Source organism: Streptomyces sp. NBC_01260 (assembly GCF_036226405.1).
Classification (GTDB): Bacteria; Actinomycetota; Actinomycetes; order Streptomycetales; family Streptomycetaceae; genus Streptomyces; species Streptomyces laculatispora.
This window is the reverse complement of the sequence record NZ_CP108464.1, coordinates 1,628,877-1,640,979: the sequence shown is the minus strand read 5'-3', so window position 1 is coordinate 1,640,979 and position 12,103 is coordinate 1,628,877. Positions and strand designations below refer to the sequence as shown.

At 70.0% G+C, this 12,103-nt stretch carries 9 protein-coding genes, 1 pseudogene and 1 riboswitch; of the genes and pseudogenes, 6 read left to right on the top strand and 4 right to left on the bottom strand.

Annotated elements, in window-relative coordinates:
* The first annotated feature begins 76 nt into the window (after positions 1-76).
* Positions 77-176, top strand: a riboswitch (cobalamin riboswitch).
* 91 nt (positions 177-267) lie between these two features.
* On the top strand, positions 268-3,864 hold the full coding sequence (gene cobN / locus OG322_RS07235) for a cobaltochelatase subunit CobN (RefSeq protein ID WP_329306201.1): 3,597 nt from the start codon (positions 268-270) through the stop codon (positions 3,862-3,864).
* 153 nt (positions 3,865-4,017) lie between these two features.
* Here the strand turns inward: cobN and OG322_RS07230 are convergent, their stop codons facing one another.
* A complete protein-coding gene (locus tag OG322_RS07230) occupies positions 4,018-5,352 on the bottom strand; it encodes an aspartate aminotransferase family protein (RefSeq protein ID WP_123462999.1) in 1,335 nt (444 codons plus the stop codon).
* Positions 5,353-5,441: 89 nt separating this feature from the next.
* Here OG322_RS07230 and OG322_RS07225 point away from each other — a divergent pair, with 89 nt between their 5' ends.
* A complete protein-coding gene (locus OG322_RS07225) occupies positions 5,442-6,191 on the top strand; it encodes an SDR family oxidoreductase (protein WP_123463001.1) in 750 nt (249 codons plus the stop codon).
* Positions 6,192-6,233: 42 nt separating this feature from the next.
* Here OG322_RS07225 and OG322_RS07220 read toward each other — a convergent pair.
* Positions 6,234-6,668: pseudogene (locus OG322_RS07220) on the bottom strand (DUF6309 family protein); the annotation flags it as partial.
* Between the two features lie 32 nt (positions 6,669-6,700).
* On the bottom strand, positions 6,701-7,501 hold the full coding sequence (locus OG322_RS07215; RefSeq protein ID WP_329306200.1) for a phytanoyl-CoA dioxygenase family protein: 801 nt from the start codon (positions 7,499-7,501) through the stop codon (positions 6,701-6,703).
* A gap of 342 nt (positions 7,502-7,843) precedes the next feature.
* Between OG322_RS07215 and OG322_RS07210 the strand changes: the two genes are divergently transcribed.
* The 4 genes from OG322_RS07210 to OG322_RS07195 all read left to right on the top strand — a co-directional run bounded on the left by OG322_RS07210 (position 7,844) and on the right by OG322_RS07195 (position 11,737).
* Positions 7,844-8,902, top strand: coding sequence for a vWA domain-containing protein (locus OG322_RS07210; protein WP_124286087.1), 1,059 nt, complete (start codon positions 7,844-7,846; stop codon positions 8,900-8,902).
* Between the two features lie 330 nt (positions 8,903-9,232).
* Positions 9,233-10,600 carry an MBL fold metallo-hydrolase gene (locus OG322_RS07205; RefSeq protein ID WP_123463003.1) on the top strand — a complete coding sequence of 456 codons (1,368 nt, stop codon included), beginning with the start codon at positions 9,233-9,235 and terminating at the stop codon, positions 10,598-10,600.
* A 28-nt stretch (positions 10,601-10,628) separates the two neighbouring features.
* Positions 10,629-10,988, top strand: coding sequence for a rhodanese-like domain-containing protein (locus OG322_RS07200; RefSeq protein ID WP_123466155.1), 360 nt, complete (start codon positions 10,629-10,631; stop codon positions 10,986-10,988).
* Complete coding sequence (locus OG322_RS07195; protein ID WP_123463005.1) at positions 10,985-11,737, top strand: sulfite exporter TauE/SafE family protein; 753 nt, start codon at positions 10,985-10,987, stop codon at positions 11,735-11,737. The genes OG322_RS07200 and OG322_RS07195 overlap by 4 nt, the downstream gene beginning before the upstream one ends.
* 9 nt (positions 11,738-11,746) lie before the next feature.
* On the opposite strand, the gene OG322_RS07190 is transcribed toward OG322_RS07195, so the two are convergent.
* Positions 11,747-12,025, bottom strand: coding sequence for a metal-sensitive transcriptional regulator (locus OG322_RS07190; RefSeq protein ID WP_123463007.1), 279 nt, complete (start codon positions 12,023-12,025; stop codon positions 11,747-11,749).
* Positions 12,026-12,103: the final 78 nt, after the last annotated feature.

The window sequence follows — 12,103 nt, the reverse complement described above, 5'->3', positions numbered from 1 at the left end:
ACCATCTCATCAGATACGTATGCCTCCCAGTTCTTGAGCGCCCCTTACTATGCCTAGCGACGGGCCATCCGGCCCGTCGTCGCCACAGACGGCGACAGGGGAGGAAGCCCGGTGCGATTCCGGCGCGGTCCCGCCACTGTGATCCCGGCCCCACCGGCCGGGTGAGTCAGGAACTCCCTTCCCCGAACGCTCGAACCCGTTCGAGCAGGGGAGTCCCATTCCGACACTGCCCGGGGCGTGGATACCCCGAGGAAGGCCAGACGCCGCATGATCCTGCTCCTGTCGACGTCAGACACCGACCTGCTCAGCGCCCGCGCCTCCAACGGCCCGGTCGCCTACCGCTACGCGAACCCCTCCCGGCTCCCGCTCCAGGACCTTCCCCAGCTCCTGGACGGCACCGACCTGGTCGTCGTACGCCTTCTCGGCGGCGTCCGCGCCTGGCAGGACGGCCTCGACCGTGTCCTCGCCACCGGGCGCCCCGTCGTCGTCCTCACCGGAGAACAGGCCCCCGACGCCCAGCTGATGGCCGCCTCCACCGTTCCGATCGGTATCGCCGCCGAGGCCCACGCCTACCTCGCACACGGCGGCCCCGCCAACCTGGAGCAGCTCGCCCGCTTCCTGTCCGACACCGTCCTGCTCACCGGCCACGGCTTCGAACCGCCCGCCCCGGCCCCCTCCTGGGGCCCCCTGGAGCGCACGTCCCGCGAGCTGGACGGCCCCACCATCGCGGTGCTCTACTACCGCGCCCACCACATGAGCGGCAACACCGCGTTCATCGAGGCCCTGTGCCGCGCCGTCGAGGACGCGGGCGCCCGCGCACTGCCGCTCTTCGTCGCCTCACTGCGCACACCCGAACCGGAGCTCATCGATGCCCTGGGCGCCGCCGACGCGATCGTGACCACCGTTCTCGCGGCGGGCGGTACCCGGCCCGCCGAGGCCTCGGCCGGCGGTGACGACGAGTCCTGGGACGCGGGCGCCCTCACCGGCCTCGACGTGCCCATCCTCCAGGCGCTCTGCCTCACCGGTTCGCGGACCGACTGGGAGGACAACGACGAGGGCGTCTCGCCGCTGGACGCCGCGAGCCAGATCGCGGTCCCCGAGTTCGACGGTCGCCTGATCACCGTGCCGTTCTCGTTCAAGGAGATCGACGAGGACGGCCTCCCGGCGTACGTCGCCGATGCCGAGCGCGCCGCCCGGGTCGCCGGGACCGCCGTGCGCCACGCGCGGCTTCGCCACATCCCGAACGCCGACAAGCGCCTCGCGCTGGTGCTCTCCGCCTACCCGACCAAGCACTCCCGGATCGGCAACGCGGTCGGACTCGACACCCCCGCGAGCGCCGTCGCCCTGCTGCGCCGGCTCCGCAGCGAGGGATACGACTTCGGTGACGAGGAGGTGCCGGGCCTCGCCTCCGGCGACGGCGACGAGCTGATCTACGCGCTGATCGAGGCCGGTGGCCACGACCAGGAGTGGCTCACGGAGGAGCAGCTGGCCCGCAATCCGGTCCGGATCCCGGCGGCCGACTACCGCCGCTGGTACGCGAAGCTGCCGGCCGGACTCCGCGAGGCCGTCGAGCAGCACTGGGGTCCGGCTCCGGGCGAGATGTTCCTGGACCGCTCGCGCAACCCCGAGGGCGACATCGTCCTGGCCGCCCTGCGCCGGGGCAATCTGCTCATCCTCATCCAGCCGCCGCGCGGCTTCGGCGAGAACCCCATCGCCATCTACCACGACCCCGACCTGCCGCCCTCGCACCACTACCTGGCCGCCTATCGCTGGATCGCCGCCTCCGCCGAGGACAACGGCTTCGGCGCCGACGCGATGATCCATCTCGGCAAGCACGGCAACCTGGAATGGCTGCCCGGAAAGAACGCCGGCCTGTCGGCCTCGTGCGGCCCCGACGCGGCTCTCGGCGATCTCCCCCTCGTCTACCCCTTCCTGGTCAACGACCCGGGCGAGGGAACCCAGGCCAAGCGCCGCGTCCACGCCACCCTGGTGGACCATCTCGTACCGCCGATGGCCCGCGCCGAGAGCTACGGCGACATCGCCCGGCTGGAACAGCTCCTCGACGAGCACGCCCAGATCGCGGCGATGGACCCGGCGAAACTCCCGGCCATCCGCGCCCAGATCTGGACCTTGATCCAGGCCGCGAAGCTCGACCACGACCTGGGGCTCGAAGACCGCCCCGAGGACGAGGGCTTCGACGAGTTCATCATGCATCTCGATGGCTGGCTCTGTGAGATCAAGGACGCGCAGATCCGCGACGGCCTGCACGTCCTGGGTGGCGCGCCCGGCGGCGCCGACCGTGTCAACCTCGTCCTGGCGATCCTGCGCGCCCGCCAGATCTGGGGTGGCACCACGTCCCTGCCCGGCCTGCGCGAGGCACTCGGCCTCGACGAGTCCGCGGCCACCCGCACCACCGCCGACGAGGTCGAGGAGCAGGCCCGCGCCCTGGTCCAGGCGATGGAGGACGCGGACTGGGCGCCGGACGCCGTTGCCGGGGTCGCGGCCGGGCACCCGCGGTCCGTCGCCGACATCCTCGAATTCGCCGCCCGCGAGGTCGTGCCGCGGCTGGCGGCCACCACCGATGAACTCGACCACACCGTGCACGCGCTGAACGGTGGCTTCGTCCCCGCCGGCCCCTCCGGCTCCCCGCTCCGGGGCCTGGTCAACGTCCTGCCGACCGGCCGCAACTTCTACTCCGTCGACCCCAAGGCGGTGCCCTCCCGCCTCGCCTGGGAGACCGGGCAGGCACTGGCCGACTCCCTCCTGGACCGCTACCGCGCCGACAACGGCGACTGGCCCACCTCGGTCGGCCTGTCCCTGTGGGGCACGAGCGCGATGCGTACCGCGGGCGACGATGTCGCGGAAGCCTTCGCTCTGCTGGGCGTCCGCCCGGTCTGGGACGACGCGTCGCGCCGCGTCACGGGTCTGGAGGCGATCGAGGCGGCCGAACTCGGCCGCCCGCGCATCGACGTCACCCTCCGCATCAGCGGCTTCTTCCGCGACGCGTTCCCGCACACCATCGGCCTCCTCGACGACGCGGTCCGCCTCGCGGCCTCGCTGGACGAACCCGCCGAGCAGAACTACGTACGCGCCCACACCCAGGCGGACCTGGCCGCCCACGGCGACGAACGCCGCGCCACCACCCGTATCTTCGGCTCCCGCCCCGGTACCTACGGCGCCGGCCTGCTCCAGCTCATCGACTCCCGGGACTGGCGCACGGACGCCGACCTCGCCGAGGTCTACACCGTCTGGGGCGGCTACGCCTACGGCCGCGAACTCGACGGGCGACCGGCCCGCGAGGAGATGGAAACGGCGTACAAGCGCATCGAGGTCGCGGCCAAGAACACCGACACCCGCGAGCACGACATCGCCGACTCGGACGACTACTTCCAGTACCACGGCGGCATGGTCGCCACGGTGCGCGCGCTCAAGGGCAGTGCCCCGGAGGCGTACATCGGCGACTCCACGCGGCCGGAGACCGTCCGGACCCGCACCCTGGTCGAGGAGACCTCGCGCGTCTTCCGCGCCCGGGTCGTCAACCCCAAATGGATCGAGGCGATGCGCCGCCACGGGTACAAGGGCGCCTTCGAGCTGGCCGCCACCGTCGACTACCTCTTCGGCTACGACGCCACGACCGGTGTGGTCGCCGACTGGATGTACGACAAGCTCACCGAGACCTACGTCCTGGACCCGGCCAACCGCGAGTTCCTCCAGCGGGCCAACCCCTGGGCCCTCCACGGCATCGCGGAACGCCTCCTGGAGGCCGAGTCCCGCGGCATGTGGGAGAAGCCCGACCCGGCGGTCCTCGCCGCCCTGCGGCAGGTCTTCCTGGAGTCGGAAGGTGACCTGGAGGGCGAGGACTGAACCACCGGCCGCGAGGCCGGCGAACGGCAGGAGGGCCCCTGGAAACCGCCTGAGCAGGTGGGGCCCTCCCCTCACAGGGGGGCGCGGTCTGCCGTACGCCGGCCAATCCGGTGGCGGTGACCCCGGGCCCAGCACCAGGTCCCGGCACGCCTTTCACAGCACGCCGAAGGCGCCTTCCACGGCCTCGCACGTGGCGTCCAGGTCGTCCTCCGTGACGGTGGCGGCGACGAACCAGCAGGCCATGCCGTAAGCGTTGGTGTGGATTCCGCGTTTGAGGAGTTCGTGGCGGAACGCGTTGTAGCGGGCCTGGTCGGTCAGCAGCAGGTCGCGGTACTGCCGGGTCGGTGCGCCGTCAGCGGTGAACACGGTCTGGAACATGGCGCCGACGCCCTGCACCGAGCAGGGGATGTGCCGGTCGTGGGCGGCCCGCCGGATTGCCTCCATGATGCGACGGCCGCTCTCGTCGATCCGCTTGGTGACGTCCGGCTGGCTCAGCTGCCGGAGGGTCACCAGCGCGGAGGTCGCGCACAGCGGTGAGGCGTTGTAGGTCCCGCCGTGCTTGACCTGCCCCTGCGCCAGGGGTTCCATCACGTGCCGCTGCCCGGCGAAGGCGGCGATCGGGACGCCGCCCCCCAGCGCCTTGGAGAAGACGGCGATGTCCGGCACGACCCCGAACATCGTCTGGGCGCCCCCCGGGCCGGTGCGGAATCCGGTACAGACCTCGTCGAAGACGAGCACGATCTCGCGGCGCGTGCATTCCTCACGCAGCAGGTTCAGGAAACCCGGCGCGGGCATGGTGCAGGCGTTGTTGGCGACGATCGGCTCGCAGATGACGGCGGCGAACTCCCCGCGGTGGGCGTCCAGTACGGCGCGGAGCGCGGCGGGATCGTTCCACGGGCAGACGACCACGTCGTCGATGACTCCCGCCGGGATGCCGGGGGAGTGGGGTACGGAGTGCGGGGTGGCGTAGGGGCCGGCCTCGGAGACGGCGGGACGGTTGGATATGGCCAGGCTGTCGGTCCAGCCGTGATAGTGGCCCTCGAACTTGAGGATCTTCGAGCGGCCGGTGTACCCGCGGGCGGCGCGCACGGCCCCCTGCACCGCTTCGCTCCCCGAGTTGGCGAAGCGGACAAGCTCCGCACACGGCACCATGTCGCATATCAGCTCGGCGAGTTCCACCTCGGTGGTGTTGCAGGTGCCGAACATCGTGCCGGTGTGCAGGACCGCGGTGAGCGCCTCGGTGAGCTGCGGATTGGCGTGTCCCAGCACCGCGCTGCCGTAGGAGATCAGGTAGTCGAGGTACTCGTTGCCGTCGATGTCCCGGATGCGGGCACCGGCCCCCTCGGCCATGTAGAGCGGATAGGGGTGCGGGCCGGTCGAGGTCAGCCGGGAGGACGAACTGATGCCGCCGGCCAGCGATGCCTGGGCCCGGTCGAACCAGGCCCGGCTGCCGTCGGACCCGCCCAACGCCGGTATATGGCCATTCATGTGCGGCTCCTGTTTGGTTGAGGGGTGCTCGGGCACGTTCGGAGAGCCCTTCGTGCGCGGGGCTTCCCTGAGGAGAGGTCGGGTGGATCGTGGCTGCGAGAACGGCTGTCATCACGGGGGCGGGAAGCGGAATCGGGCGGGCGTGCGCGCTGGGTCTGCTGGCGGACGGCTGGACGGTGATCCTGGTGGGCCGGCGCAAGGAAGCGCTGGAGGAGACGGTGACGCTCACCCCCGCCGCCGAGCGTCCCCGCGCGGTCCCGTTCTCTGCTGACATCACCGATCCCGCGGCCGTCGAGGACCTGTTCGGATTTGTCGTGGACCGGTTCGGGCGGTTGGACGTGCTGTTCAACAACGCTGCCGACACCATGCCGTACACCCCGACCGAGGACGTGGGCGTCGAGGAATGGCACCGCGTGATGGACTCCATCGCCACCGGAACCTTCCTGTGCTCCCGCGCCGCCTTCCGGGTGATGAGGCAGCAGACACCGTGCGGCGGACGCATCATCAACAACGGCGCACCTTCCGCTCAGGCCCCCCGGCCCGACTCCATCGCGTTCACCGCCGCCAAGCACGCGGTGGCCGGGATGACCCGCTCGTTGTCCTTGGACGGCCGGCGCCACGACATCTCCTGCGGCCAGATCGACATCGGCAACGTCACCCCGCAGGACCGGCCTCAGCCGGCCGTCCTGCAGGCCGACGGGTCACGTCGGGTGGAACCCACCATGGACGTGCGGCACGTCGTCGACATGGTGCGGGCCATGGCCGGCCTGCCCCTCGGAGTGAACATCCAGTCCGTCCTGGTCATGCCCAGCGCCATGCCCTACGTGGGCCGGGGGTAGTCCCGCCACGTACGCCTCGAACCAGTTGCCGGGCATCAGGTAACCAGCCATGGCCCAGGCGATCATGCGGTGCAGCCCGTCCAGGTGGATCAGTCCCTCGCGGACCGTCAGGGACTCGTAGTCACGCCCCTTCACGGCCCGTGTGGTCAGGAACAGGGCGAGGTGAGCAGCTGTGCTCTGACGGGCGAGTTTGGACGCGCACAGCGGATTGGTGCGTGTGTACGAGTTGTCGAGCGACGCGAGCCGGTCCACCGCCGCGGCCACGGTCAGCCCGGTCCTGGGGATGAGTTCCACCTCTCCGTCCTCGCCCAGGTGCCAGGGCAGTACCACGTCCCGGATCTCCGGCCCTTCCAGCAGGACCCGGTGCCAACGGCCGCGATGTTCCAGTTCGGCGTTACGGATGTGTCCCTCGGCCTCGTCGTTTGAATTGGCCTGGTCGGACGCGTCGAAGGGGTGCTCCTTTTCGAAGCGGTCCATGATCGCGTCGAATCGTACGGCTTCCAGAACTCTCATCCGCTGTGCCTCTCCGCCCTTTCGTACTCGCTGAAGTGTCGCTCCGCGAAGAGCTCCGGCCGCCCCGCTCCCAGACCACGTGACCGGGCCACCGCCAGCACCTGTCGCCAGTAGGGTTTGACCGGCGGCCACAGGGCCCCCGTGCGGCAGTAGGAGCCGTCGATCATGTATCGCGGGTCGCTGTTCGCCTGGGGCGCCGACGCGGCCCGGCGGGTGTGGAAGAGCGCCGAGTGGAGTACGACGGTCGACCCCGGCGGCATGTCGTCGATGACCACTTCGCCCGGCAGCACGCCCGTGCCCAGGTGGCTGCGGGCGTTCTTCTCGGCGACCTCCAGGTGCGAGCCCGGCAGCACCACCAGGCCACCCCGTCCGGGCTGGAGCCCGCCTAGGTAATGTAACGCGTGGATCATGGGTAAGTGCCGGTCGCGCTGGGGCTGTTGCTCGTAGTCGTGATGCCAGCTCTTGCCGGCTCCGCCGACCGTTCTCCGGTCGCTGTGCAGGTGGTGGAAGACGAAGGATTCGCCGAGCAGTTCGGGCCTGCTGAGCAGGTCCATCAGCGGTGGGTACACCGCGAGCTCGCCGTGCGCCTCAAGGTCCAGCTCGACCATCCGGGGTGGTCCGGCCTCCGCGTCCATACAGGCGTCGACCGACTTCTGCCGCCACCCTGCCTCCACCCATTTGTTCACCTCCGGCACGAGACGCTCGACGAGTGCGCCGGGCAGGAAACCCGGCAATACCAGGAAGCCCTCCTCGGTGAAGTCTTCCACCTGGGCCTCGATGGCACGGGTGTCTCTCACGTGTTGGAACCCCCCGGTTCACTCGGCTGTTGCCTCACGGATGCCGCTGTGCCCGGCGTTTTTCTGTCCCAGGTCCGCATGAGTCATGCCCATGGTGGGACTGAATGGCCAAAAGCAGGTGCCCGGAGGGACCGTTGCGGGATGTCGTGAGTTCTGGCGGGTCGGGGTCGATGGCGTTCCGGGAGCGGCGTCGGCCTCGGGTGGCGCACCGCCGACGGGTGTCTCCGGAATTCCGGACGCGTGGCCGGATGCGCACTGGTGATTGGGCGTCAAACTCCGTTGTCAGTGGGTCCCCATAGAGTTGAGGCATCACTCGGGGAGCCTCGGAGAAGGAGCAGAATGGTGTCCGCCAACAAGATCCAGCACAAGGTGAACCACGTCGCGCTGGTAGTGGACTGTTCGGGTTCCATGCGCCCGCACCAAGGTCAGCTCATCCGCGTCGTCGACGAGTTCGTGGCGGGTCTGAAGGCCGAGTCGGACAGCCTCGGTCATGAGACGCGGATCAGCCTCTATTCCTTCGACCACAAGGTGGAGAACCTGGTCTGGGACATGGACGTGAAGCATTTGCCGTCCATGAGGGGTCTGTACAGGGTCAACAATGGTGCGACAGCTCTCATCGAGGCTTCTTTGAAGTCCCTGGACGATCTGGGCCATATCTGGGAGGAGTACGGCGAGCACAGCTTCCTTCAGATCGTGGTGACGGACGGCGAGGAGAACGCCTCCGGCGGTGACAGGCGGCACGACGGCGACATGGCCGTCCTCGGCCCCTGGCTCGACAGGATCGCGGGGAGGATGGGCGGCCTTCCGGGGCACTGGACGTCCGCGATCCTCGTGCCGAACTCCCTGGCGAAGCGCACCGCCCAGAACTACGGTTTCCCGGCCGGAAACATCGCCATCTGGGACGCGGACTCCCAGGAGGGTGTCGAGGAGGCGATCGGCACCGTGCGCGCTGCCGCCACCAGCTTCCTCCGGGGTCGCGAGCAGGGCGTGCGCGGCACGAAGAACCTGTTCGCCGTCGGCCAGGACATATCGGTTGACGAGGTGCGGGCGAACCTCGAACCGATTCCGGCCGACAGATACCGGCTTCTGAAGGTCGACAAGGAGGTCGAGATCCGCCCCTTCGTCGATTCGCATCCGGGTGTCACGTACGAGCGCGGTTCGTGTTACTACCAGCTGGGAACCCGGGCTCAGGTTCAGCCGAACAAGGAAGTCATCGTGGTCGAGAAGGACACCGATCGCGCCTATACGGGAGACGCGGCGCGCAGCCTTCTGTTCGGCACGGGTATTCACGGGACCGTCTCGGTGAAGGCGGGGAACAATCCCGAGTTGGAGGTGTATGTGCAGAGCCGTTCGGTGAACAGGAAGCTCAAGCCGAAGACGCGTCTGCTCATCATGCTCTGAATTGCGAGTAGTTCAATTGGAGAGCGGAGCGTAAAGAGTGATGAGAGAGATGTTTCCGGCCTGACTGCGGCGCGGTCGAGTTGGACTCCCGTGCAACGTCGTGAAGCTCCTGGTGGGTGATTCCTTGGTGAGGATCACCGTATTCGCCAGGGGCTTCACGTGTGCCGCCTGTCGGTCGCGTCCGTTATGTCCGTGACGCCCTGGGTGCTTCCGGAGCGGGGTCGCTCCGCCCTCCCGACGGTCCCGGCGTGAGGAATACCCCTGGGGGTATCACTGTTACAGTGAGATGAAGATACCCCCCGGGGTAAATCGCTATGGAGGGAGTCAGCCGTGTTCTTCGTGGACACCCTGGAGACCGAGGGCCTGGGCAACCGCAGCTATCTCGCAGGCGGGGCCGCCACGGCGGTGGTCGTCGACCCGCCGCGCGATGTGGAGCGAGTCGTGGCGGCGGCGGCCGGGCGCGGGGTTCGGATCGCGTACGTGGTGGAGACGCACATACACAACGACTACGTCACCGGAGGTCTGGAGCTGTCCCGGCTGACCGGCGCGCAGTATCTGGTGCCCGCGTCGGCCCGGGTCTCCTTCGACCGGGTCCCGGTCGTCGACGGCGACAGCGTCGCCGTCGACAGCGGTCTGAGCCTGCGGGCGCTGGCCACTCCCGGTCACACCCCGCACCACACGGCCTACGTGCTGGTCGAGGACGGGCGGGAGGTGGCCGCGTTCACCGGTGGGTCGCTGCTGATCGGCACGGTGGGGCGTCCCGACCTGGTCGAGCCGCGGCTGACCGAGCAGCTGGCCCGCTCCCAGCACGCCTCCGCCCACCGGCTGGCCGGCGAACTCCATGACGACGTTCAGGTGCTGCCTACCCATGGCTTCGGGAGCTTCTGCTCCTCCTCCCAGGCCGAAGGCGATGCCACCACCATCGGCAAGGAGCGGACCGGTAACGACGCCCTGACCCAGGACGTCGACACCTTCGTGGCGCAGATGCTCGCCGGGCTGGAGGACGTGCCCGCGTACTACGCGCACATGGGCCCGGTCAACGCGGACGGTCCCGCGCCGGTGGACCTGACCCCGCCCAGGGCCGCCGACGGCGAGGAGATCGCGCAGCGCCTGGCCGCCGGGGAATGGGTCGTCGACCTGCGCAGCCGTACCGCGTTCTCGCAGGGGCATGTGGCCGGGACGTTCAACTTCGAGGCCGAGGGCAAGCTCGCCACCTATCTGGCCTGGCTGATCCCGTGGGGCAAGCCCGTCACCCTGCTCGCCGCATCCGCCGAACAGCTCGCCGAAGCCCAGCGGGAGCTGGTGCGGGTCGGCATCGAGCGGCCCGCTGCCGCCGCCACGGGTGAGCCGTCCTCCTGGCTGCGGACGGGCGATGACCTGCGGTCCTTCCCCCGCGTAGACTTTGCCACCCTGAAGCAGGCACTCGACCGCGGTGACGACGTCGTGGTGCTGGATGTGCGTCGCGACTCCGAACGCGCCGACGAGCACGTGCGGGGATCGGTGCACATCCCCCTCCACGAACTGCACAAGCGCACCGGCGAGGTCCCGGCCGGAGTGGTGTGGGTGCACTGCGCCGGCGGGATGCGCGCCGCGATCGCCGCGTCCCTGCTCGACGCCGAAGGCCGTGACGTGGTTGCCGTCGACGACGGCTTCGACGCCGCCCGGAACGCCGGTCTGACCGTCACCGCCAGCAGCTGAACCCCGTGAGCAGAAAGCGACGATGACGATGTTCCTCTTCCGGCGCGGCCCCGGCCGCCTCACCCCCGACCAGGCCCACGCCCGCACGAGCACCGGCGACGCGGTCCTCCTGGACGTCCGGGAAACCCCCGAGTGGAAGGCCGGGCACGCGCCGCGGGCGGTCCACCTCCCGCTCTCCCGGCTGCTCACCGGAACTGAGCTGCCGGCGGGCGCGACCGGGAAGCCGGTGGTGGCGATCTGCCGCTCAGGGCACCGCTCCCGGCAGGCCGCGAAATACCTCACCGCCAAGGGGATCGACGCGGTCGATGTCACGGGTGGCATGATCGCCTGGGCGCAGGCGGGCCTGGCCGTCACGTCCTCCGGCGGCCGGGGCGGTTCGATAGCGTGAGCGCGCTGATCCTGGCGCTGGCTGCCGGGGCCGTGGTCGGTCTGGCGCTCGGCGCCCTCGGGGGAGGCGGCAGCGTCCTGGCCGTTCCGGCGCTGATCTATCTGCTCGGCTTCACCCCGGCCGCGGCCACCACCGCGAGCCTGCTCATCGTCACCGCCACCTCCGCGACCGCCCTGTACGCCCGTGCCCGCGCCGGACACGTCCGCTGGAGAGCCGGAGCGGCGTTCGCCGCCGCGGGCATCATCCCCGCCGCTCTGGCCGGACTGGCCGCGGACCGCCTCCCGCAGCCGGTGCTCACCGCGGCCTTCGCCGCGATCGCCGCCCTCGCGGCCCTGAAGATGCTGCGTCCCATTCCCGCGCCGGCCGACGGGACCTCGCAGGCGGTGCGGCCGCTCAGGGCCGGGGGAGCGGGAGCGGGCCTGGGGGCGGTGACGGGGCTGCTCGGAGTGGGCGGCGGGTTCCTCGCGGTTCCCGCGCTGGTCACTGTGCTGGCCTTCGAGATGCAGGCCGCCGTCGGGACCAGCCTGCTGGTCATCACGGTCAACTCGCTGGCATCCCTGGTCACCCGCTCCGGCAGTGCGGCGGGACTGGACTGGGCGGTGATAGCGCCGTTCACGGGCGCCGCGATCCTGGGCGCCTGGGACGGCAAGCGGCTGGCGGAGAAGGTGTCCGGGCGGGGGCTGCAGCGGCTGTTCGCCGTCGTGCTCCTCGCGGTCGCCGGATTCATGCTCGCCGACGCGCTGGCCTGACCGCCACCGTCAGGCCAGGGAGAGGAACAGCTTCTCCAGCCGGGCCCGCATCTGGTCCCGGTCCCCGGCCGCCTGTCCGCCATCGGCCATGCACTGCTGCAGGCCCGTTGCGATGATCGCGAACCCGGCCCGGTCAAGGGCGCGGGAGACCGCGGCCAGCTGCGTGATCACGTCCTCGCAGTCCCGGCCCTCCTCGATCATCTTGATGATCCCGGCGATCTGGCCCTGGGCCCGCTTCAGCCGGTTGAGCACCGACTTCAGCTCATCGGCCGCCATGTCCAGCTCCACGCTTCCTCCTCCATCAATACCCCTAGGGGTATCCTATCGTGTTCGGGGCCCTCGGCCCCGGCCCGCACAGAAATGGAA

Bases quoted from the DNA above. Each gene is read 5' to 3' on its own strand.
- cobN (WP_329306201.1), top strand. From the start codon at position 268: ATGATCCTGCTCCTGTCGACGTCAGACACCGACCTGCTCAGCGCCCGC.
- OG322_RS07200 (WP_123466155.1), top strand. From the start codon at position 10,629: ATGTTCCTCTTCCGGCGCGGCCCCGGCCGCCTCACCCCCGACCAGGCC.
- OG322_RS07230 (WP_123462999.1), bottom strand. From the start codon at position 5,352: ATGAATGGCCATATACCGGCGTTGGGCGGGTCCGACGGCAGCCGGGCC.